The sequence below is a fragment of the Desulfurivibrio modestus genome (assembly GCF_044068625.1).
Classification (GTDB): Bacteria; Desulfobacterota; Desulfobulbia; order Desulfobulbales; family Desulfurivibrionaceae; genus Desulfurivibrio.
This window is the reverse complement of the sequence record NZ_JBIPKH010000012.1, coordinates 44,014-65,829: the sequence shown is the minus strand read 5'-3', so window position 1 is coordinate 65,829 and position 21,816 is coordinate 44,014. Positions and strand designations below refer to the sequence as shown.

The following is a 21,816-nucleotide window of genomic DNA, read 5'->3' as shown; positions in this document are numbered from 1 at the left end:
TCCTTGGTGTTATTGCTAGTTAAACCTTGATCCCCCAGATCTCTTCGGCATATTCGCGAATGGTCCGATCGGTGGAGAATTTTCCCATCCGGGCCACGTTGAGAATCGATTTCCGGGCCCAGCCCGTCCGGTTGAGAAACTCCCGATCCACCTCCTCCTGACAGCGGAGATAATCCTCCAGATCGAGGAGGAAGAGATAGGGATCATCGGGACTGAGCAGGGCCCGGACAATGGGGGTGAACAGGGCCGTGTCCCCCCGGCTGAATTCGCCGGCGGTGATGGCGTCCACCGCCGCCCGAACCTCCTGGTTATTCTGATAGACCGTTTCGGGCGTGCGCAAGGGATCGCGGCGGACCGCTTCCACCTGGTCGGCATCCATCCCGAAGATGAACATGTTTTCCCGGCCGATCTCATCACACATCTCGACATTGGCCCCATCCATGGTGCCGATGGTCAGGGCCCCGTTCAAGGCGAACTTCATATTGCCGGTGCCGGAGGCCTCGGTGCCAGCGGTGGAGATCTGCTCGGAGAGATCGGCGGCGGGAATAATCTTTTCCGCCAGGGAGACCCCATAATTGGGGATAAAGATCACTTTGAGCCGGTCAGCCACCCGGGGGTCGCGGTTGATGGTCTCCCCCACCGAGTTGATCAGCTTGATGATCAGCTTGGCCTGGGCGTAGGAGGGGGCCGCCTTGCCGGCAAAAACCACGGTCCGGGCCGGTGCCTCCTGCCGCTCTCCCCGCACCAGGCGCTGATAATGGATGATGATGTGGAGAATGTTGAGCAGCTGGCGCTTGTACTCGTGCATCCTTTTGACCTGGACATCGAAGAGCGAGTCGGGGTCCACCGCCACCCCGCAATCGCTCTTGATCAAGGCCGCCAGCCGCTGTTTGTTTTGCCGCTTAACCGCCAGCCAGCGCCGCTGAAAGGAGCGATTGCCGGCCAGGGATTCCAGGTTGCGCAGAAACTCCAACTTGGTCACCCAGTCACCCCCAATGCTTTCGGTGATCAGGGCGGCCAAACCGGGATTACTCTTGAGCAGCCAGCGACGCTGGGTAACCCCGTTGGTTTTATTATTGAACCGCTGGGGATAAATCTCGTAAAATTCGTTGAATATTCTGGTTTTTTGCAGATGGGTATGCAGTTTGGCCACCCCGTTGGTGGAGTGGCTGCCGACAATGGCCAGATGGGCCATCCGCACCTTCTTCACCGGACCTTCATCGATCATGGACATCCGCCGCAACCGCTCCTCATCCCCGGGATAAAGGGCCGCCACCTCCTCCAGGAAGCGGCGGTTGATCTCGTAAACGATCTCCAGATGGCGGGGCAGCACCCGGTGAAAAAGATCGACCGCCCAGGTTTCCAGGGCCTCGGGCATCAGGGTATGGTTGGTATAGCCAAAGGTTTGCACACAGATCCCCCAGGCATCCTCCCAGGTCATCCCCTCTTCATCCAGCAGCAGCCGCATCAATTCGGGGATGGCGATGGCCGGGTGGGTATCGTTGAGTTGGACCGCGATCTCAGCGGTAAAGCGCCCGAAGTCCGTGCCGTGCTGCTTCTTGTAACGGCGCAGGATATCCTGGAAGGTGGCGGCGACGAAGAAATATTGCTGCTTGAAGCGCAACTCCTGGCCTTCCCGGATATCGTCGGAGGGATAGAGGACCTTGGAGATGGTCTCCGACTCCACCACGCTCTGCACCGCGGCCACGTAATCGCCGCGATTGAAGGAGATCAGATCCAGTTCCCGGGAAGCCTTGGCGGACCACAGCCGCATATTGATCACCGAATCGTTGCGGAATCCCGGCACCAGAATATCGTTGGCCATGGCCATCACTTCGCTGGTGTCCACCCATTCATGGCGCAGTTTGCCCTCGGCATCATGGTAGCGGTGTACCCGACCGTGGAACTTCACCGGGTACAGATTCCAGGGGCGGTCGTACTCCCAGGGGGTCCCGTAACGCAGCCAGTTGTCGGGGTGTTCCACCTGGAAGCCATCCAGGAGGCGCTGGTAGAAAAGACCGTACTCATAGCGGATTCCGTAGCCGTAAGCGGGGATCCCCAGGGTGGCCATCGAGTCCATGAAACAGGCGGCCAGCCGGCCCAAGCCGCCGTTGCCCAGGGCCGCGTCCTCCTCCTCCTCACGCACCTCGTCAAGATCGTAGCCCATCTGCTCCAGGACCCCGGCCACCTTATCGTAGAGACCGAGATTGATCAGGCTGTTGCCCAGGGAACGACCGATCAGGAATTCCAGGGAGAGATAATAGACCCGCTTGCGGTTGTGGGCGTAAAAATCCTTCTGGGTCTTGACCCAGCGCTCGATCAGAAAATCGCGGACCGTGTAGGCCAGGGCCTTGTAAATCTCGCGATTGCCCGCCCGCATGGGGTCGCGGCCCAAAAAGCTCAGCAGATGATGATGGATGGTCTTGAGCAGGTCGTCATCGCCCAGGCTGCCGCCGAAACTGCAGTAGGGCCCGGTGGGGGCGGGATGATCGCGCAGGGGGATATCACGTTCCTTGCTTGGCATTGGTCGAATCTCCTCCAGCTTTTTTCTCTATTATTTAGGACCAAGTTACCGTGACCTAACAACATGGTCAATCGATTTAACCAACCGGCCGCCCCCGCCGGGCCGTAAATCGGGCCACCCAGGCCAGCGCCTCCTCCCGGCTGTTGACCACGCCCTCCACCCGGGCCTGGGCCAGCCCCGCCAGGATCTCTTTGAAGACCGGGCCCGGCGACAAGCCACAAAGCTTCTGCAGGTCATGGCCGTCCAGCAAGGGGGGCAGGCTCAGCACCGGCCCGATCCGCTCCCGGGCCACCCGGGTCACTTGGGCGTAAAGGGCGGCCAGATTCTGTTCCATGGCCACCGGCTTGCCGGGACCGCGGCCGGCCAGGCTGTCCGCCATGGCCAACAGGAAAAGGGCGGGGAGATCATCTCCCAGGGACCGGACCAGCCGCAAACAGGCCCGCACCCCGATCCCCTGGCGCAGACTGGCGTTAACCAGATGAAAGGGCCACATATGATGGGCCACCAGCCGTTGCAGCAACTCCCGGCGCCGACGGCTGAAGCGCAGACGCCGGGCCACCTCCCGGCACAGCTCGGCCCCGATCCGGTCATGATTATGAAAGATGATCCTCCCCTCCCGCACCTGGCAGGCGGCGGCCTTGCCCAGATCGTGGAGCAGGGCCGCCCAGCGCAGGGTCAGGGCCCGATCGGGGTGGGCCGGATCGGCAAGGTAGGCGGAAAGCTCGGGGTGATATTCCGGGAAAAAATCGACCGGGGCGGCAAGTACCCGTTCCAAGGTAGCCACCGCCTCGATGCAGTGGGCGGCCACATCGAGATGGTGGCTGTCGGGCTGCCGCAAGCCTGCCCCGGCGGCCAGTTCCGGCAGCACCTGAAAAAGCAGGCCGGATCCCGGTGGCGCCCCGGCTCCGGCGGTGGCCATGGCGGTCAAGGCCGCCGCCCCCCGGGCTCCGGCCAGAATGGCATCCATTTCGCTGCGGATCCGCTCAGCGGCCACCCCGGCAATCAGGCCGGCGGCCACCCCTTGGGCGATCAACTCGACGGTTGCCGCCGCCAGTTTAAAAACGGCGGCGCCGGCCACCTCCCCGCCGGAGGGCGGAGGCAGGCTGGCCAGGAAGCGGTAGGCCCGCAACAGGCGGAGGGGATCGGCGACAAACACCCTGGCATTGACCGCCCGAATCACCCCGGCCTGCAAATCCCGCCGGCCGCCATGGGGATCGATCACCTCCCCCTGGCAAGCAGCGGCCCCGGACAAAGGCAGGGGGATCGCCATGGCGTTGATGGTAAAATCCCTCTCCCCCAGATCCTCTTCGATGGAGAGTGCCCCTTCCCGAAAACCGGAAAAATCAAGATTCAACTCGCGCCAGACCACCCGGGCCACATCATATTCGGCATCGAGCGGCACCAAGGTACCGCCCAGCTGGTCGGCCAGACGGCGGGCAAAAGCCACCGCCCCGGTTGGGAGGGTGAAATCGAGATCCCGGCTAAAACGGCCGCAGAGCCAATCCCGCACCGCCCCACCGGCGATAAAGAGCGGCGGTGGAGGGGAAGCGGTGGCCTGCAGGGTGGCGAGCAGGGCCTCCGTCAGATGGAGCGGATAGGAGCGCAGGACGGGGTGAGCGAGGGGGGCGACCATCGTCTTCCTTTACGCTCACCCATGGTAAAGAGCGGCCAGAGTGGTATCGAGGCGGCAGTGGACATCGTGGATGTGGATGCTTTCAAAACCCACGGTTTCAATCTCCACCCGGGTGGCGGGTGAAAGGCGCGATCCCAGCATCTCACCGGTAACCCGGGCGGTTTCCCGCACCGCGTCTTCGGCGAATTGGGGCCGATGGTGGGCGGCATACACCAGTTCCGCCTCGTCGGGACGCTTGAGCAGATCCTGGCTCAGGTGGAGAGCCCCATTAAGACAGGCCAGCAACTGTTCATGATCCGGCCATTGCTCCCCGGCGGGCACCGTCAGGGCCAACCGGGTTCGGGATCGCTGGGAGTGGGTAGGCAAGGGCAGGATCAGATCGCCCGCCGAATCCCGCCCCGGAGCAACCGCGCCGCCGGCCCCGGGAAAGAGCAGCCGATTGTAGGCCTGGGTACAGGGACAGGCGGTGATATGATAAACCCCCACCTCCAGACGCACGGCACAATCAGGGCCGGCCGCTCCGGCCACCCCCTCCACCGTTACCTTAAGATCGAGACCGTCCAGCGAACTCAACTCACTGACCCCGGTTTGGCTCAGTCGCGGCAGGCTCCCCGTCAGTTCGACCCGGCCCCGGGAAGCCTGCTGGCCGGCCATAATCAGCCCGGTCAGCTCCAGGGCATACTCCTGCAGTTGGGTAAATTCCCTTTGATGCAGGGCGCTGATCGCCTCTTCCAGGCGGGACATGTGAATCCCCCGCAGCTCGGCGGCCAGAGCCACCGAAAGCTTGAGGGAAAAGGGGAGAAAACCGGCGGGCAGCCTGACCCAGACGGTCTTGGCGCCGATCCCCACCCGGTCCAGCGCGATGGGGAATGAGGGGCGCTGCCGGGGAACATCGGGACAGTCAGCCAGCACCCGCCGATGACTTTCCGGGGAGAAAAAAGGGTTTGAAGACATTATGATCTCACAGGATAGAGAGCGCCTCCAGATCCTTAAGGTCGATATCACCTTTGGTCCGGGCCTTGGGATAAAGGGCGCTGAGTAATTTTTCATCTTCCAGCAACTCCTGGAAGCGGGCGTGGGCTTCGGCAAAATCGGCGGGGGCAGCCTGGCGGCTGGCCAGCATCTCCACCGCCACCGCGAATAGTTGCGGATCGCGGGAATAAACCGCGTAAAAGAGACGATCCCTCACCAGCCGGGGATTCTGTTCATAGGGGGGGACCTCCTTGCCCAGGGCCAAAACCATCTGCTCGGCACTGCACTCGGGCAACAGGGCAAAAAGTTTGGGAGTATCGTAGATGTCGGCCGCTTCCACCAGCCGCTCTACCGCCCAGGAGGGCAGTTCTCCCAGGGCGGCCCGGACCCGGGCGACCACCTCCGGCGCCTCGTTTTCCAGCAGCAGCCGCACATAGGGGGTGATCTCGTGGGAGGCCAACACCTGACGCTGCAGGGCCTGCAGCAGCCACTCCACCTGCATCTCCGGGCTGCGGGCCACAAAGGGCATATAACGTTCCAGCCATCTCGATCCCCGTTTTGCCGCCGGTTGCATCATCTAACCTCCTTGCCTTACCAAACCGTTACCCACTCTTTACCATCCTTGCCCCAATTATGCCAGAAAAGATCCAACATACGGAAATCACAGGGTAAAAAAATGATTTCCATTGACCGACCCCAAATGTCGCGCTATTCTGGCCAAGATATGGTTTGAGGGTTTCAATTGGAAAAAATGGGGGCGGCCATGGCTGATCCGGAGAAGCGTGCGATTAAACCGCGGCAGAAATCATCCCTGCCGATCATTTTGGTCCTGGTGGTTCTGGCCGCCCTCATGGGCCTGCTGCTGTGGAAGTTCGCCCTGGCTCCCCGGGAACCGGCGGTATCATTCCAGCCACCCGTCGCCACCCCGCCCGCAACCGCCCCGCCCACCGCCACCCTCCACCCGGAGGAGGGCCGACCCGACCTGGCCGCCCCGCCCTCCCAGGACCAGATTACCCTGGAGCCCGTCCCGCCGGTGGATGAATGCGCCCTGGTCAGCCAGCAGCTGACCGATTTTTTCCAGGAGCTGGACCAGCGCGATTATATCCAGGCCCGCCAGGAGGCCGACGGCACCCAGGTTATCCTGGGCCGCCTGATCGACCGTTTGCTGGCCAATCCCCCGGTGGTCAGCGGCGAAACCGACAGTCTCTTCGCCATCCTCAACAACACCGCCCATTTCTACCGGGTGCTGCAAAGAAAAGACCTGCTGCTGATCAAGGATATCCTGGACCACGAAGGGACCGAACTGGAAAAGATCATGGCCCTCTTCTACCGCTGGTCCCAGATCGCCCACGACTGCCCCCCCACCGGCCTCGGCATCCACCTGCCCCTGCCGGCCACCTACGAATACGCCGGTTTTTTCCTCAACACCCTGGGGGGACGCTCCTACCTGTTCCGCCGTGAATCACGGGTGCGGTCGCTGGTCAAATACTATTCGGCCCTGACCCTGGACCGGGCCAACGACGCCGGCCTGAACCGCCACGGCCTGGATATCCGGCCCACCATCAACGGCCTGCTGGCGGAGATGCTGCCCCAGCAGGCCCTGCGGATGCGTGATGAATATCTTGCCACCCTCAACGAGCTCCAGGACAAGTACCAACGACAATACGGACATTGACCGGCAAAGGCCAGGCTCCGCCGGACCCTTTCAGCTCCGGCGGCGGGATAAAACGGTTACTTGACCCCTTTGGCGTTAAGATGGGCCGAGTATTTTTTATCGGTCCCCAGGATATGCTTATCCAGCCAATCCCGAAGAAACTGGGAAACCTCGACGGTGAGATTGAGTTTGTTGGCCTTCAGATCACTTTGCAGGGCCAGCACCTTGGCGGTCATCTTGTCGTGCTTGACCTTGTGGGCGGCATAATCGGGGTAGCCATTGGCCTGCATCAGCCGTTCCTCGGTGGCAAAATGACCGGCACAATATGCAACCAGCTTGTTGAGGATTTTACCCAGAACATCCTTGGCCCGCTGCTGCATCATCGCCTCATGCAGCTCATTGATCATGGCCACCAGCTCCTTGTGCTGATCGTCAATCTCCTTGATGTTGACGCTGTACTCCTCCTTCCAGCTGAAAAGTGCCATCCTGATACCTCCTCTAGGAATATTGAGAGTTTACCCTGAACTTATCCACCCTGCCGATCGCTGCTCCTGCGCCCCGGCCGTGGTGACCCATATTATGTCAGCTACTCCCCTCATGCAAGAAGAATCATTCCTGAAAACAGGATAAATACCTGTACTCCAGCGAGCCGAGAACAAAAAAATCAATTTATCGTCGCCTGTCGCTGATAACTATACTATAATATGTTGTTTTCCCGCCAGCCGCTACCAGGCAACAGGGCGGAATCGTGGCCCCAGGGAGGCGACATTGGCAGAGAGCCTCAGTGAATACCAAACAATTATCCAGGAGATGCGAGCAGCCGTCCAGGCCGGGGATCTGGACCGCTTTCAGAGCGTTCTGCTCTCCTGGTTCAATCTCAAGGAGCTGATCCCCTCACCGGATCCACTCGCAGACCCCATCCTGGAGGTCTGCGCCCAACCCTTTGTCCCGGCCGCTTTCGCCGCCCTGCCGCCCCCAATCAAGCTCTACGCCTTGAACGCCATCTTTCGCCACGGGATCATCCGGCTTGCCGACCTGACCCCCCAGCTTGAGTTTCTGGACCAGCCCGCCGCCCTGGCCAATGTCCCCCCCCAACACCACCCTCCCTTCATCTACCTGCGAGTGGTGGGGCTGCTGCTCCAGGGGCGGACCCAAACGGCGGAAGCGATCTACCGGCACCAGCAGCGCAAGCTGGCCGGCTACGGCCTCCGGGGCTGGCTGCTGTTTCTGGCCGGGGATGGGACCGGGGCCATTCGGGCCTTCAAAAACGACCTCAAAACCCTGCGCCGCCGGGAAGCCACCCCCGCCGCCTATTTCACCGGCTTCGAAGGCCTACTGTTCCCCATCGTCCTGCTGGCCGACCATACCCACCGCCATCTGCCGCTGCTCAAAGAGATCCTGGCCGCCCTGGACCGACATCAGCCCCAAAACCCTTTGCTCCCAGCCTACCACGTCCTGGACGGGGTTATCGCCATGCTGGAAAACCGTCCCGAGGCCGCCCGCCGCGTCCTCTCCCTGCCTCCACCGTCGGATCATGCCGTGGCCCTGGTCTGGCACGGTCTGGCCCATCATTGGCTGAGCGGCGGCATCCCCCTCCGCCTGGCCGAACCCCTGCGCGACCTGGGTAAACAGGCCCGTCAGCACTCCCACCACTGGCTGGCAACCACCATCGAAGATCTGCAGCCCGATCCCTTGGCGGCCGGGCCCAAAAGCGGTGAGACTCGAAACTCACTGGCCACCGCAATTCAAAGCCGGGAGCCCTGGCAACACGCCCTGCTGGCCATGGACCAGGAGTTCCCTCCCCCCGAGCCCTCTGCCGACCAACCGGAGCGGCGGCTGGCCTGGCACCTGGACTACCGGGAGGTGGAACTGACCTGCCGCTTGAAGCCGGTGATTCAGCACCGTCGACCGGGAGGCCAATGGAGCAGAGGGCGCCCTTTGGCGCTAAAACGGCTGCTGGCCGGCGGCGAGCTCAAGGATGGTCGCCGCTCGGTCCTGGTTGACCGCCGCGATCGGGGGCTGCGGGCCGCCATCACCCGGGAAGCCGGCCCGGGCGGGGAGAGCTTTCAGCTGAGCCCGGACCTGATCCTGCTGGTCGGCCACCCCCACCTTTTCCTGGCCGGCCAGCCTGAAACCAGGGTTAAACTGGAGGCGAGCCAGCCGGTTTTGTTGATCGAAAAGGGCGAACACCATACCCTGCGGGCCAGGCTCTTCCCCTTTCCCGACCCCCAGCGCCAGCTCCTGGTTCGCCAGGGTCCGGCCGACTTCCAGGTCATTGCCTGCAACCGGGGGCTACAAGCCCTGGCCGCCCGGCTGGGGCCAAACGGGCTGCACCTGCCGGCCGAAGCCGGCGTCAAGGACCTGTTCAATCAGTTGGGGGAGTTGCCTCAAGAGTTGACTGTTTTTTCCCAGCTGGACCAGCTCCCCCTGGCCGCGGCTCCAGCCTCTCCCGATGAGCAGGTGGTGGCCCAACTGATGCCCACCGGGAGTGGCTTACGGCTCCGCTTGCGGGTGCGCCCCCTGGGTCCCGACGGGCCCTGCCTGCCGCCCGGCCATGGCCCCGCGGCGATCTGGGCCACCAGCAACGGGGTGCGCCGCCGGGTAACCCGCGATCTGGCGGCGGAAAAAGCCGCCGCCGACCAACTGGCTGCCTTGGGGGGGCTCTCCCCGCAAAATCAAGAGTCCGGCCAAAGCAGGGAAGAGCCCGCCAGTTGGCTGTTGACCGCCCCCCGGCACTGCCTGGATTTCCTGGCCCGGATTCGGGAACGCTCCCCGGCCACCCCCCTGGAGTGGCCGGAGGGCGAAGGTTTTTCCCTCAGCCCAACCGCCGGGATTAACCGACTTCATCTTCGAATCGGCAAAAAAAACAACTGGTTCGAGCTGGAAGGCAGCCTGCGCCTGGACAATGGGTTGATCCTGGAGCTGGGCCGCTTGCTGCGGGCCGCCAGCGCCAGCCCCGGTCGCTTTATCCCTTTGGGAAACGGCCGTTTTCTTAGCTTAAGCGCCGAACTCCGGCGCAAGCTGGATGAGATCGAAGCCTACGCCGAGATTCGTCGAGGCGAGGTGCGGCTCCACCCCCTGGCGGCGCGGCTGCTGCTGGGCGCCGACAACCCCCCCGGCAACGGCCCGGCCCCGCAACTGGAAACCGATCACTCCTGGCGGGATTTTCTGGCCGAACTGAACCGAACCGATCTCCAGCCCCCGCCCCCTCCCGGCACCCTCAACACCGAATTGCGCCCCTACCAGCTTGAGGGTTATCATTGGCTGTTGCGCCTGGCCGAACTGGGTTTCGGGGCCTGTCTGGCCGACGACATGGGCCTGGGCAAAACCATTCAGGCCCTGGCCCTGCTGCTGCACCGGGCTCCCCAGGGCCCAAGCCTGGTGATCGCCCCCACCTCGGTCTGCCGCAACTGGCAGGAGGAGGCGGCCCGCTTCGCCCCCACCCTCAGGGTCATCAGCTACGATGGCCCGGACCGCCATCGGCTGCCCCGCGACTTCCAACCCTTTGATCTGGTGATCTGCAGCTACGGCCTGTTGCAGCGGGACGCCGAAGTGATCACCGGCCCCCACTGGGGCACCATTGTCCTGGACGAAGCCCAGGCGATTAAGAATTTTCTGGCCAAACGCTCACGGGCGGCCATGAAGCTAAATGGCGATTTCAAGCTGATCACCACCGGCACCCCCCTGGAAAATCATCTGGCCGAACTGTGGACCCTCTTCCGTTTTATCAACCCCGGCCTGCTGGGTTCCCTGGACCACTTCAACCGGCGCTTCATCGTCCCCATCGAACAGCACAACGATGCCGTCGTCCGCAAACGGCTGAAAAAGCTGCTGATCCCCTTTGTCCTGCGCCGGCTCAAGGGTGAGGTTTTAAAGGAACTGCCGCCCCGTACCGACGTTACCCTGCGGGTGGAGATGCACCGGGAGGAGCGCGCCCTGTACGAGGCCCTGCGCCGGCGGGCCCTGGTCAACCTGGAAGCCGGCCATGAGCGCCGCGACTCCCCCCTGCGGATTCTGGCCGAGATCATGAAACTGCGCCGGGCCTGCTGCCATCCCCGGCTGGTACTGCCGGAGAGCCGGTTGCCCTGCGCCAAGCTGGATCTTTTTGCCAAGGTGGTGACGGAATTGCTGGAAAACCGGCATAAAATTTTGGTATTCAGTCAGTTTGTCGACCATCTGGCCATCGTCCGCGAACTGCTGGATAGCCGGGAGATCTCCTACCAGTACCTGGACGGGGCCACCCCGCCGGCCACCAGACAACGGCGAGTGCGGGCCTTTCAGCAGGGCCAGGGCGACCTGTTTCTGATCAGCCTGCGGGCCGGCGGCCTGGGCCTCAATCTCACCGCCGCCGATTATGTGATCCACCTGGACCCCTGGTGGAACCCGGCGGTGGAGGAGCAGGCTTCGGATCGGGCCCATCGCATCGGCCAAAAAAAACCGGTAACCGTCTACCGGCTGATTACGGCCGGCACCATCGAGGAGAAAATCCTGGCCCTGCACCGGCAGAAACGACGACTCTCCACCGAGCTGCTGGACGGCAACCGGCCGGGACCACCCCAAAGCAGCGCCGAACTGCTGGCCCTGCTGCAAGACCGCTGACGCGGGAGGAGCAATGTGAAAATAAGTCTAACCTGGAAACTGGTCATCGGCTGCAGCCTGACTTTGCTGGTCACCATGGGGGCCGCCTTCCACCTTATCAATCTCCGGCAGGAGCAGTTGATCATCCGCCAGGCGGAAAACGAGGCCCGCACCATCTTTCGCCAGATCGTCATCACCCGCAAGTGGGTGGCCGACCATGGTGGAGTTCTGGTGGAGAGACGCTCCCAACCCGGCGCCCAACCAACTCCTTTTATCAGCGATGCCGAGATCATCGATCAGCACGGCCGCCTTTTCACCCGTGAAACTCCGGCCATGGTCACCAAGGCCTTGGCCGATTACGCCAAGGAGGAGGAGGCCTACTGGTTTCATATCACCAGCCTCAACCCCCTCAACCCGGCCAACCGGCCCGATGAGCTGGAGATCAGAGCCCTGGCCGCCTTCGAGCAGGAGAGTCTGACCGAGTTCATCGCCATGGAAACCATTGGCCGCGATGTCTATCTGCGCTATATATCGCCTCTCTACACCGAAACCGTCTGTATCAGCTGCCACCAGGACTACCAGGTCGACGATCTGCGGGGGGCGATCAGTGTCTCCCTGCCCTTGAGCAAAACCTTCGCCGAGGCGGCCCAGAACCGGCAGATCCTCTTTGTCTCCATGTCGCTGGTGGTGCTGATTCTGGGGGCGACCCTGTTGCTGATGATCCGTTTTCTGGTCCTGACCCCCATGCGGACCCTGGCGGACTCCATGCAACGTTTTTCCAGCAGCGGCCACCGGGAAGACGCCACGGTGCTGGCCACCGGCGACGAATTCGAGGACCTTTCCCGCTCCTTTGCCCAGATGGCGACCAAACTAAGCCAATATCATTACGAACTGGAGGAGAAGATCCAGGCCGCCACCCGGGACCTGGCCCTGAGCAACCGGCAACTGGCGGAAACCAATCGCCTGCTGGTGGCCGCCGGTGAACGCAAATCCGACTTCATCGCCCGGGCCTCCCACGAACTGCGGACCCCTCTGACCTCGATCAAGGGGGGGATGGAGTATGTCACCGCCCGGCTGACCGCCATGCCGTCGCAGCCCAAGGGGGAAGAGCTTTGCGAAGAGGTGCTGGATTTTATTAACCTAATCCGTAAGAATACCGACCGGCTGATCCGCATGGTCAACACCATGCTGGATATCGAGCGGATCGAAATGGGCACCGTCTCCTCGCTGAACTGGACCGAATGCGATCTGGCCCAGGTGATCCGGGAGAGCATCGCGGAGTTTGCCCCCACCACCGCCGCCTGCGGGATCGTGATCGGGGAGACCGCCCCGGCCAATCTGCCGGTGACGGCCGACGAAGACCGGCTGCGCCAGGTGTTGACCAACCTGCTGGCAAATGCGGTCAAATTCGCCCCGGAAAATTCGGAAATCACCATCAACCTGGAGCAAGAGCCCAACCGGCTGACCGTGGAGATCTGCGACCAGGGTCCGGGGGTGCGCCCCGGCGAAGAGGAGAAGATCTTTGAAAAATTCTATAAACTGGGAGACAAGGAGGGTAGCGGCCTGGGACTGGCGATCTGCCGCAGTATCATTGAAGCCCACGGCGGAGAGATCGGGTTGCGCACAAACCCCATCGGCCATGGCGCCTGCTTCTACTTCAAACTGCCACGAAACTAAAAGGGAATAAACTAAAAGGGAATAAGAGGGGAGACAAACCCATGGAAGAACGGAGCTTACCGGCCACGCTACTGGCCATTGACGACGACCCGGACATTCTCAAAGTGCTTAAAGCAAACCTGGAGCTGCACGGCTTCAAGCTGCAAACCGCCGCCTCCCTGGCCGAAGCCCGCAAGTTGCTGGAGGCGGGACGCCCCGACCTGGTGATCCTGGATCTGATGCTGCCCGATGGCGATGGCCTGGAGTTCTGCTGCTCCCTGAAATCGCTCCACCCCCAACTGCCGGTGATCATGCTCACCGCCCGGGACAAGATCTCCGATAAAGTGGTGGGCTTGGAGTTGGGGGCCGACGACTATATGGTCAAACCCTTTGAAACCAGCGAACTGCTGGCCCGGATCAAGGCCCGGCTGCGCTCGGCAGTGGTTCCCGCCGAGCGCAAACAACTCCTGAAGGCCGGCGCTCTGGAGATCGACCAGCGCAATCAGACGGTAACCGTGGCCGGGGCAGAGGTTTATCTCACCGCCAAGGAGTTCCAACTGCTCTCCTGCCTGGTGGAAAACCGCAACAACCTGGTGACCCGGGATGAGATCCGCAAACGGCTGTGGAGCGATTCCAAAATCTACTCCTGGAGCCGGGTGATCGACGTCCATATCCAGCACCTGCGCCAGAAGCTGGAGCAGACCCCCAGCAAGCCCCGTCATATCATCACGGTCCCGGGCCGAGGTTACCGTTTCGAAGAGTGAAAGCGGTCGAACGACCGGAAGAGAACAGGTCAGGGGCTGACCTGGGGGATGTTGGGCCAGACCACTTTTTTCCACCAGCCATCTTGCCGCCGCCACTGCCCCAGAGCGCTCCGGGCCCCATCGATCACCGAGTTCAGCGGTTCCGGGGCCAGGCGCACGGCCAGCCCGGTCCGCCGGGCAATCATGGCGTCCATTCCCCTGATGCAGGCCCCTCCCCCGCTGAGACAGATCCCCGAGCGGGCGATCTCGGCGGTCAACTCCGGAGATAAGCGCCGCAACCCCACCTCGATCATTAGCAGAATCCGGCCCAGTACCGGCTCCATGGCGCCAATCAACTCCCGCTGGGAGATCTCCACGCTCACCTCGCGGCTGTTCACAATCCCCATCCCCATAACTTTGATTTTTTCCTCCCCAGGGGGCTCATCGGCGATGGCCCGACCGGCCACCGCCTGGGTGAGCCGCTGCACCTCGTGGGGGTAAAGAGAGACCCTGTGGCCGATGATGGCGACATTGCGCACGGCCCGCTGCAGGTCGGCGCAGGCGGTACGGACCGCCGTGGCGAACACCACCCGCCGCTCCCGGATAACCGCCATGTCGGTAACCCCTTCGCCGATATCGAGCAACAAGCTGGCCTCATTGCCATCAACATTGATCCCCGCCCCCAACGCCGCCGCCCAGACCTCGGGAATAATGACCACCCTTTTGGCCCCGGCCCGGCTGATCGCCTCGACCAGAAAGCGGCGCTCATTGTCGGAGCTGTCGGTCGGCGCGCAGGAGAGTACCAGGGGGGCCCGCCAGGAAGCGGCGGCCTTTTTGAGCAGGGGACGAATCAGATTGGCGGCATTGCGAACATCGATGATCACCCCGCCCCGCAGGGGGGAAGAGACCAGCTTGTTGTTGATGTAGGAGATATACTCATCCTCACCCTGCTCGGGCCGGCACTGCTGGACATGGCGGATCAGGGAAGGGCCTTCGACCAGGCGGTCGCCATCGGCGGAGGCCACCCGGGTATTGGCGGTACCTAGGTCGATGGCCACCGCTGGCCTGGCTAATATCTGGTTCAGCAAGGCTGGCATATCTTCGCGAATATCATCAGGGGGCGCTGTCAGAAAGCGGCGACCGGCCCCCAAGTGTCGCCACCGCCCGCTTAACGGACAACAAAATGGACCTGACCGGTCAGCAGATAATCTCCACTTTCCAGATCATAATCGAAATTTTGGCCCCGTACCGCCAGCTCTTCGGCAAAGATCTCCACCCCGGCCTGACTGCTCACCCGCCGCTGGTGCTCCTGGTAACTAAGGGCCGGGGTGGTCAGCCGCAGGCCCTCGGCCTCGCTTAACCGCACATCCTCTTCCAGGTAAAGCATTGCGCCGGGGGGATCATAGTAGCCCCGGCCGGCGGTAAAGGTCAGATCCTCCCCCCTCTCCCGGAACAGCACGCCAGCGATGGCCGCCAGCAACAGTTTATCGCTTTGGGGGTCGGTACGCAGGCTGGGGGTGTCGATCCGCAGCCGGCGGACCCCGGCTTCATCCTGGTAAAAACTAACCCCCTCCAGCACAAAACGTTGCGGCGGCTCCTCGGTCCGGCGGGATCCACCGCCCTCATCCCAGGGCGGCGGGGCCAGAAACGCCCGCACCCCGCCGCCATACAGGGGCCAGCCCAGCAGCAGCAGCAGGGGGATCAGCCAGAGCAGATTACGGGCTCCAGCCATCATCGGCTTGCCCCCTCGCCGCCTCCGCCAAGGGAGGGATGTTCGGGACAGTAGCGGGCCAGCAGCTGCTCATGCCCCCCCCGGGCCTCGATGAGCAGTTCGCACAACTCCCGCACCGCCCCCCTGCCCCCCGGCTGGCGAGTAACATAGTGGGCCACCGCCTTCACCTCAGCCACCGCGTCCGCCACCGTGGCCGCCAAACCAACCCGGACCAGCAGGGGCAGATCAAGCCAGTCATCACCCATGTAGGCGACCTGGGCCGGCTGCAGATTCTGCTCCCGCAAGATCCGCTCATAGGCCACCAGCTTGTCACGGGCCCCCTGCACCACATGGGTCAGGCCCAGATCGGCGGCCCGCCGCCGCACCGCCTCCGAACTGCGGGCGGTGATCACCCCCACCTCCACCCCGGCCTCCTGCAATAAGCGAATACCCAGGCCGTCCCGGGTGGAAAAGGCCTTAAATTCAGTCCCGCTGTCGGTATAAAGAATGGAGGCATCGGTCATCACTCCATCCACATCCAGCAGCAGCAAACTGATCTCCCGGGCCCGGGGCAGGCAGTTCTTCCAGGCGTAACCGCGCTCTTCCCGGGCTTGGCCACGCAGGGCCGACCGCTGCCGCAACCCGGCGGTGATCTCGCAATCGGAAGGATAGCCGGCCTCGGAGCTCATCCGGCCGCCCCTTGCTCGACGAAGGGGGCAACCGCCTGCCTGACCGCCAGGAGCTGGCGCAGAACTCCTTCCAGTTCGGCCAGGGGCAGGGAGTTGGGACCGTCGCAACGGGCATGATCGGGATCGGGATGGACCTCCATAAAGAGACCATCAACCCCGACAGCCACCGCCGCCCGGGCCAGGGTGGCAACAAACTGGCGCTGGCCGCCGGAGCTGCCGCCGGCCCCGCCGGGCAATTGGACGCTGTGGGTGGCGTCGAAGATCACCGGGCAGCCCAACTCCCGCATCAGGGGCAGGGAGCGCATATCCACCACCAGGTTGTTGTAGCCGAAGGTACTGCCCCGTTCGGTAAGCAGCAGGCCGCCCTTGCCGGCGGCCCGAACTTTGGCCACCGCGTGGGCCATATCCCAGGGCGCGGCGAACTGCCCCTTCTTTAAGTTGACCGGTTTACCGGTGGCCGCCGCCGCCACCAGCAGATCGGTCTGGCGGCAGAGAAAGGCGGGGATCTGCAGCAGGTCCAGGACCCGGGCGGCCGGCTCCACCTGGGCAACCTCATGGATATCGGAGATCAAGGGCAGGTCGAACTCCCGGCCGATGGCACTAAGCATCTCAAGCCCCTCTGCCAGCCCCGGCCCCCGGAAGGAGGCCAGTGAGGTGCGATTGGCCTTGTCGAAGGAGGCTTTGAAGATCAAGGAGATCCCCAAACGGCTGGTGACATCCTTGAGGGTGGCGGCGATCTCCCGCATCACCGCCTGATCCTCAATCACGCAAGGTCCGGCAATCAGGCACAGGGGCTGGCCCGGGCCGACACGAAAACGCTCACCCACGGCGACACTTTGCATGGCCCTACCCCTGGTGGTCCAGCGCCGCCTTGATAAAGGCGGCGAACAGTGGGTGGGGCCGCATGGGCCGGGACTTGAACTCGGGATGAAACTGGCAACCCAGGAACCAGGGATGATCGGCCAGCTCAACAATTTCCACCAGCTTGTCATCCGGCGAGGTGCCGCTGATTACCAGACCGGCCTCAACCAGCCTCTCTCGATACTCATTGTTGAATTCATAACGGTGACGATGGCGCTCATCAACCTGTTCAACCCCATAAGCCGCCCGGGCGAAGGTCTTTTCCCGCAGGGTGCAGGGGTAGCTACCCAGGCGCAGGGTACCGCCCAGCTCACCGCTCTCCTCCCGGATCTGAACCCGGCTGGTCCGATAGTCGTACCACTCCTTAATGAAGTAGATCACCGGATGGGGTGAGCCGGGATTGAATTCGGTGCTGTCGGCATCGGCCAACCCGGCAATGTTCCGGGCGAACTCAACCGTCGCCAGCTGCATGCCCAGGCAGATTCCGAAAAAAGGCACCTTCTGTTCCCGGGCATGGGTGATGGCCATGATCTTGCCCGCCACCCCCCGGCCACCGAAGCCCCCGGGCACCAGAATCCCGTGGCAATGGGCCAGCAGTTGGCTCGGCCCCTGGGCCTCGATATCCTCGGCGCTGACGTAGTGCAGCACCACCCGGGCATCATTGGCCACTCCGCCGTGGACCAGCGCCTCATGCAGGCTCTTGTAGGACTCCTTCAGCTCGACATACTTCCCGATGATCGCGATGGGTACCTCACGAATCGGATTCTTGATCTTGGCCACCAGCTCCTGCCAGGGCTCCAGCCGGGGGGCCCCGGTCCAGATATTGAGCAGTTTGAGGATCTTGTCATCCAGACCCTCGGCATGGAAACAGAGGGGGACCTCGTAAATATCATCCACATCGCGGGCGGTGATCACCGCGTCCCGTTCCACGTTGCAAAAGAGACCGATCTTATCCTTCAATTCATCGCTCAAGGTGGTCTCGGTACGGCAGAGCAGAATATCGGGCTGGATGCCGATGGCCCGCAACTCCTTGACGCTGTGTTGGGTGGGCTTGGTCTTGACCTCGCCGGCGGTCTTGATGTAGGGGACCAGGGTGACATGGATATAGATGGTGTTTTCCCGACCCAGATCGGTGCGCAGCTGGCGAATGGCCTCGAGAAAAGGGAGGGACTCGATATCGCCGATGGTGCCGCCGATCTCAACAATGGCCACATCGACCTCATCCTCCAGTTGGCGGACCGCCTTCTTGATTTCGTCGGTGATATGGGGAATAACCTGGACGGTACCGCCAAGATACTCTCCCCGCCGCTCCTTGCTGATCACCGTATGGTAGATCCGGCCCGAGGTATAGTTGTTCCGCTGGCCCAGGCTGACCGAAGTGTAACGCTCGTAGTGGCCCAGATCAAGATCGGTTTCCGCCCCGTCGTCGGTGACATAAACCTCGCCGTGCTGAAAAGGGTTCATGGTGCCGGGGTCGACATTGATGTAGGGGTCCAGCTTTTGGAAGGTGATCTTCAACCCCCGGCTTTCCAGCAGGGCACCGATGGCGGCGGCGGCCAGCCCCTTGCCCAGCGAGGAAAGCACCCCGCCGGTGATAAAAATAAACTTGGTGCGCGATCTCTGTTGTTTGGCAGGTTTCATGCGTCTTTCAGGTGGGGTATGGGGTTAATAACTGGTTTCGCGGCCAGCGGCTTACAGGCCGGGCGAAAAAACCGTGAACATCCAAGGGCCGACTATAGCACCAAGTCGGGGGAAGGCAAAGTAAAAAGCCGGGACTTTTTCCCCCAAGCTGGCTAAAGTAGGCGCGAAGCGGAAAACCAAGGACCGCCAACCGCATGATCCGGCCCCGGAATTGTGGCCCAACACCCCAGAGAGAAGCATGAAATTCGACCCCACCCGCCGGGCGGCCATCGCCCTGGTCATGGCCCTGGCTCTGCTGCCCGCCGCCTGCGCCAAGCATCCCACCCTCCTGGCGACCCCCACCGGTAAAACCCGGACGGAAACCCCGCCTCCGGAGACCGGCAAGCGCCCCCCGGAGGCAACCCGCATTCCGGCCACCCAGCGGCCGTACCAGATCAAGGGTAAAACCTATTATCCCATCCCCTCGGCCCACGGGTTCACCGAGACCGGTCTCGCCTCCTGGTACGGGGCCAAATTTCACGGTCGCCCCACCTCCAATGGGGAAGTGTACGACATGTACGCCGTCAGCGCCGCCCACAAAACCCTGCCGATGAACACCCACCTGCTGGTGAAAAATCTGGAAAACGGCCGGGAGATCACCGTGCGCATCAATGACCGGGGCCCCTTTGTCCGGGGTCGGATCATCGACCTCTCCTACCGGGCCGCCCGGGAGCTGGGCATGGCCGAACAGGGTCTGGCCCGGGTCCAGATCACCGCTTTGGGCCAGGCGGTGCGTTACGTGGAGGATGGGCGCAGCGGGGAGCGGTTCGCCGCCACCCCGGACTTCGAACACGGCGAATTCTATGTCCAGGTGGGAGCCTTTACCCAACAGGAGAACGCCAGCCGCCTCAAGCAACAGCTCGATGCTTGGGGCAGGAGCGCCGTGGTCAGGGAATATGACCACGGCGGCCAGCTCTTCTATCGGGTCCAGGTCAGCGCCGGCGACACCATGAGCGGCGCTCTTCGCCTGGAGCGGGTGATGATGGAGGCCGGCTTTGCCGATGCCTTCGTGGTTGCCCGTTAGCTCCCACCGCCTTGCCAAAGGGAGCAGAGATGCTTATAATCTGCCCCGGACCGGGATTTAGCCATCCACTATGGAATTTGTCAGCATAAAGGGGAACTTCAGCAACCATGGACTACTATGAGACACTTGGACTGGGCAAAGGCGCCGGACCGGAGGAGATCAAAAAAGCCTACCGCAAACTGGCCCTGAAATACCATCCCGACCGCAACCAGGGCAACAAGGAGGCGGAGGAGAGGTTCAAGCAGATCAGTGAGGCCTACGCGGTCCTCTCCGATCCGGAAAAGCGCAAGCAGTATGACACCTTCGGGGCCTCCGGCTTCCAGCAGCGCTACTCCCAGGAGGATATTTTCCGCAACACCAATATCAACGATATTCTGCGGGAGTTCGGCATCAATCTGGGCGGTGGCCGGACCACCTTCCGCACCGGCCCCGGCGGGGGCGGTTTTTTCGACGATCTGTTCGGAGTGGGAGGCGGGATGGGCGGCCAGCAGGCCGATTTTCGCCAGTTCCGCCAGGGCCCGCAACAGCCGCGAATGGTCAGAGGCAACGATCTTAGCCTGGAATTGCCGATAACTCTGGAGGAGGTTCTGCGGGGTGGCGAAAAGACCATTTCGCTGGGCCGGGGCGGCCAGGCCGACAAGGTAGCGGTCAAAATCCCCCCGGGGATCGAAAGCGGGAAAAAACTGCGGCTGGCCGGCAAGGGCGCCCCTTCCCCCATGGCCGGGCCCCCCGGGGATCTGCTGTTATTGATCAGCGTGCAACCCCATCCCCTCTTCAGCCGCGAAGGCAGCAACCTGGTAACCGAGAAGGAGATTCCCCTCAGCAGCGCCCTGCTGGGTACCGAAGTGCCGGTGCCCACCCTGGAGGGCCGGCAACTGAAGGTCAAGGTCCCGCCTGGGATCCAACCGGGCGGCCGTTTGCGCCTCAAAGGTCATGGCCTGCCCGCCGGAACCCGCGGCTCCAAAGGCGATTTGCTGGTGAAAGTAAACCTGCAGCTCCCCAAAAAGCTGACCAAGGAGCAGAAAAAGCTGGTGGAGGAGCTGGCGGAACTGGGACTGTAAGGGTGGGGCCGGCTCAAGCCCCGGACCCGAAAGCCCCCCGCCCTTGGACGTCAACCTGGTTGCGCCCCCGCTCCTTGGCCGTGTAGAGGGCCTTATCGGCCACGCAGACCAGGTCCATGGGGTCCAGTTCCCGACGCGGCACCACCGAAGCCACCCCGAAACTCATGGTCAGGTGGGGCCCGATGGTCGAACCTTCGTGGACAATGGCCAGTTTTTCCACGGCCAGGCGGATCTCTTCGGCCTGGCATACTCCCCCCTCCAGGTCGGTGTTGGGCAGCAGCAGCACGAACTCCTCTCCCCCGTAACGGGCGGCCAGATCGGCGGGGCGCATCAGGGGGCTGCGCGCCACAGCGGCGACCTTGACCAGGCACTCATCCCCCGCCACGTGGCCGTAGATATCGTTAAATTGTTTAAAGAAATCGATATCGGCCATCACCAGGGTCAGGGGCTGACCGCAGCGCATGGCCCGCCGCCACTCGGTCTGCAGGGCCTCCTGGAAGCAGCGGCGGTTGGCCAGGCCGGTCAGGGCATCGGTCAGGGACAACTCATTCAGCTGGCGATTGGCTGCCTCCAGTTGCTTCTTCAGGGCCAGCAGTTCCTTAACCTTATGGTCCAGCTCGGCACTTTTTCTGGCCAGCAACCGGCGCTGGCGATCAAGCTCCAGGAAGATCTCCACCTTGCTGCGCAGGATATGGGGATTGACCGGCTTGAACAGATAGTCCACCGCTCCGGCCTCGTAACCCCGGGCGATCTGGCCATCATCCTTGCCGATGGCGGTGACGAAGATGATGGGCAGATGGCGGGTCTGCTTACGCCCCCGCAGCAGGGTGGCAGTTTCAAAGCCATCCATGTCGGGCATCTGGACGTCGAGCAACACCAGGGAGAACTCATGCTCCAGCATCAGCGAGAGGGCCTGCTGCCCCGAGGTGGCGGTGAGCAGTTGCGCCCCCACCCCCTCCAGCAAGCTCTCCATCACCAGGAGATTGGCCGGGGTATCGTCGACGATCAGGATTTTCGGGGTATCCGGCAT

17 protein-coding genes are annotated in these 21,816 nt (G+C 62.7%); 6 read left to right on the top strand and 11 right to left on the bottom strand.

The genetic code is table 11. The annotated features are described in order from the left end of the window. Positions 1 to 19: 19 nt before the first annotated feature. The 4 genes from ACHHRT_RS08755 to ACHHRT_RS08740 form a co-directional block, all read right to left on the bottom strand. A complete protein-coding gene (locus ACHHRT_RS08755; protein WP_395499389.1) occupies positions 20 to 2,524 on the bottom strand; it encodes a glycogen/starch/alpha-glucan phosphorylase in 2,505 nt (834 codons plus the stop codon). A gap of 76 nt (positions 2,525 to 2,600) precedes the next feature. Beyond that, complete coding sequence (locus ACHHRT_RS08750) at positions 2,601 to 4,157, bottom strand: HDIG domain-containing metalloprotein (RefSeq protein ID WP_395499388.1); 1,557 nt, start codon at positions 4,155 to 4,157, stop codon at positions 2,601 to 2,603. A gap of 15 nt (positions 4,158 to 4,172) precedes the next feature. Then, on the bottom strand, positions 4,173 to 5,111 hold the full coding sequence (locus tag ACHHRT_RS08745) for a GTP cyclohydrolase, FolE2/MptA family (RefSeq protein WP_395499387.1): 939 nt from the start codon (positions 5,109 to 5,111) through the stop codon (positions 4,173 to 4,175). A 7-nt stretch (positions 5,112 to 5,118) separates the two neighbouring features. Continuing rightward, entirely contained in the window at positions 5,119 to 5,706 is a 588-nt protein-coding gene (locus ACHHRT_RS08740) for a hypothetical protein (RefSeq protein WP_395499386.1), read from the bottom strand. A gap of 186 nt (positions 5,707 to 5,892) precedes the next feature. Here ACHHRT_RS08740 and ACHHRT_RS08735 point away from each other — a divergent pair, with 186 nt between their 5' ends. Further along, positions 5,893 to 6,804, top strand: coding sequence for a hypothetical protein (locus ACHHRT_RS08735; protein WP_395499385.1), 912 nt, complete (start codon positions 5,893 to 5,895; stop codon positions 6,802 to 6,804). A 56-nt stretch (positions 6,805 to 6,860) separates the two neighbouring features. On the opposite strand, the gene ACHHRT_RS08730 is transcribed toward ACHHRT_RS08735, so the two are convergent. Further along, a complete protein-coding gene (locus tag ACHHRT_RS08730; protein WP_395499384.1) occupies positions 6,861 to 7,268 on the bottom strand; it encodes a bacteriohemerythrin in 408 nt (135 codons plus the stop codon). Positions 7,269 to 7,551: 283 nt separating this feature from the next. Between ACHHRT_RS08730 and ACHHRT_RS08725 the strand changes: the two genes are divergently transcribed. The 3 genes from ACHHRT_RS08725 to ACHHRT_RS08715 are packed head-to-tail and all read left to right on the top strand — an operon-like array spanning position 7,552 to position 13,781. Further along, positions 7,552 to 11,382 carry a DEAD/DEAH box helicase gene (locus ACHHRT_RS08725; protein WP_395499383.1) on the top strand — a complete coding sequence of 1,277 codons (3,831 nt, stop codon included), beginning with the start codon at positions 7,552 to 7,554 and terminating at the stop codon, positions 11,380 to 11,382. Positions 11,383 to 11,397: 15 nt separating this feature from the next. After that, positions 11,398 to 13,038, top strand: coding sequence for a sensor histidine kinase (locus ACHHRT_RS08720; protein WP_395499382.1), 1,641 nt, complete (start codon positions 11,398 to 11,400; stop codon positions 13,036 to 13,038). Between the two features lie 41 nt (positions 13,039 to 13,079). After that, positions 13,080 to 13,781, top strand: coding sequence for a response regulator transcription factor (locus ACHHRT_RS08715; protein WP_395499381.1), 702 nt, complete (start codon positions 13,080 to 13,082; stop codon positions 13,779 to 13,781). A gap of 29 nt (positions 13,782 to 13,810) precedes the next feature. Here the strand turns inward: ACHHRT_RS08715 and ACHHRT_RS08710 are convergent, their stop codons facing one another. The 5 genes from ACHHRT_RS08710 to ACHHRT_RS08690 all read right to left on the bottom strand — a co-directional run bounded on the left by ACHHRT_RS08710 (position 13,811) and on the right by ACHHRT_RS08690 (position 18,662). Next, on the bottom strand, positions 13,811 to 14,857 hold the full coding sequence (locus ACHHRT_RS08710; RefSeq protein ID WP_395499380.1) for a rod shape-determining protein: 1,047 nt from the start codon (positions 14,855 to 14,857) through the stop codon (positions 13,811 to 13,813). Positions 14,858 to 14,928: 71 nt separating this feature from the next. After that, complete coding sequence (gene lptC, locus ACHHRT_RS08705; protein ID WP_395499379.1) at positions 14,929 to 15,495, bottom strand: LPS export ABC transporter periplasmic protein LptC; 567 nt, start codon at positions 15,493 to 15,495, stop codon at positions 14,929 to 14,931. Further along, positions 15,492 to 16,160 carry a KdsC family phosphatase gene (locus ACHHRT_RS08700; protein WP_395499378.1) on the bottom strand — a complete coding sequence of 223 codons (669 nt, stop codon included), beginning with the start codon at positions 16,158 to 16,160 and terminating at the stop codon, positions 15,492 to 15,494. The genes lptC and ACHHRT_RS08700 overlap by 4 nt, the downstream gene beginning before the upstream one ends. Beyond that, entirely contained in the window at positions 16,157 to 17,002 is an 846-nt protein-coding gene (gene kdsA / locus ACHHRT_RS08695) for a 3-deoxy-8-phosphooctulonate synthase (protein ID WP_395499377.1), read from the bottom strand. Before kdsA ends, ACHHRT_RS08700 begins: the two co-directional genes overlap by 4 nt. 4 nt (positions 17,003 to 17,006) lie before the next feature. After that, on the bottom strand, positions 17,007 to 18,662 hold the full coding sequence (locus ACHHRT_RS08690) for a CTP synthase (RefSeq protein ID WP_395499376.1): 1,656 nt from the start codon (positions 18,660 to 18,662) through the stop codon (positions 17,007 to 17,009). Between the two features lie 238 nt (positions 18,663 to 18,900). Here ACHHRT_RS08690 and ACHHRT_RS08685 point away from each other — a divergent pair, with 238 nt between their 5' ends. Both ACHHRT_RS08685 and ACHHRT_RS08680 read left to right on the top strand, forming a co-directional pair. Beyond that, a complete protein-coding gene (locus ACHHRT_RS08685) occupies positions 18,901 to 19,725 on the top strand; it encodes a septal ring lytic transglycosylase RlpA family protein (RefSeq protein ID WP_395499375.1) in 825 nt (274 codons plus the stop codon). 107 nt (positions 19,726 to 19,832) lie between these two features. Next, positions 19,833 to 20,786: a DnaJ C-terminal domain-containing protein gene (locus ACHHRT_RS08680; RefSeq protein WP_395499374.1), complete on the top strand. Its 954-nt coding sequence runs from the start codon at positions 19,833 to 19,835 to the stop codon at positions 20,784 to 20,786. A gap of 13 nt (positions 20,787 to 20,799) precedes the next feature. Here the strand turns inward: ACHHRT_RS08680 and ACHHRT_RS08675 are convergent, their stop codons facing one another. After that, entirely contained in the window at positions 20,800 to 21,816 is a 1,017-nt protein-coding gene (locus ACHHRT_RS08675) for a diguanylate cyclase (protein ID WP_395499373.1), read from the bottom strand.

Coding starts and splice junctions, on each gene's coding strand:
- ACHHRT_RS08755 (WP_395499389.1), bottom strand. CDS start 2,524: ATGCCAAGCAAGGAACGTGATATCCCCCTGCGCGATCATCCCGCCCCC.
- ACHHRT_RS08750 (WP_395499388.1), bottom strand. CDS start 4,157: ATGGTCGCCCCCCTCGCTCACCCCGTCCTGCGCTCCTATCCGCTCCAT.
- ACHHRT_RS08745 (WP_395499387.1), bottom strand. CDS start 5,111: ATGTCTTCAAACCCTTTTTTCTCCCCGGAAAGTCATCGGCGGGTGCTG.
- ACHHRT_RS08740 (WP_395499386.1), bottom strand. CDS start 5,706: ATGATGCAACCGGCGGCAAAACGGGGATCGAGATGGCTGGAACGTTAT.
- ACHHRT_RS08735 (WP_395499385.1), top strand. CDS start 5,893: ATGGCTGATCCGGAGAAGCGTGCGATTAAACCGCGGCAGAAATCATCC.
- ACHHRT_RS08730 (WP_395499384.1), bottom strand. CDS start 7,268: ATGGCACTTTTCAGCTGGAAGGAGGAGTACAGCGTCAACATCAAGGAG.
- ACHHRT_RS08715 (WP_395499381.1), top strand. CDS start 13,080: ATGGAAGAACGGAGCTTACCGGCCACGCTACTGGCCATTGACGACGAC.
- ACHHRT_RS08710 (WP_395499380.1), bottom strand. CDS start 14,857: ATGCCAGCCTTGCTGAACCAGATATTAGCCAGGCCAGCGGTGGCCATC.
- lptC (WP_395499379.1), bottom strand. CDS start 15,495: ATGATGGCTGGAGCCCGTAATCTGCTCTGGCTGATCCCCCTGCTGCTG.
- ACHHRT_RS08700 (WP_395499378.1), bottom strand. CDS start 16,160: ATGAGCTCCGAGGCCGGCTATCCTTCCGATTGCGAGATCACCGCCGGG.
- kdsA (WP_395499377.1), bottom strand. CDS start 17,002: ATGCAAAGTGTCGCCGTGGGTGAGCGTTTTCGTGTCGGCCCGGGCCAG.
- ACHHRT_RS08690 (WP_395499376.1), bottom strand. CDS start 18,662: ATGAAACCTGCCAAACAACAGAGATCGCGCACCAAGTTTATTTTTATC.
- ACHHRT_RS08685 (WP_395499375.1), top strand. CDS start 18,901: ATGAAATTCGACCCCACCCGCCGGGCGGCCATCGCCCTGGTCATGGCC.
- ACHHRT_RS08680 (WP_395499374.1), top strand. CDS start 19,833: ATGGACTACTATGAGACACTTGGACTGGGCAAAGGCGCCGGACCGGAG.
- ACHHRT_RS08675 (WP_395499373.1), bottom strand. CDS start 21,816: ATGCCGGATACCCCGAAAATCCTGATCGTCGACGATACCCCGGCCAAT.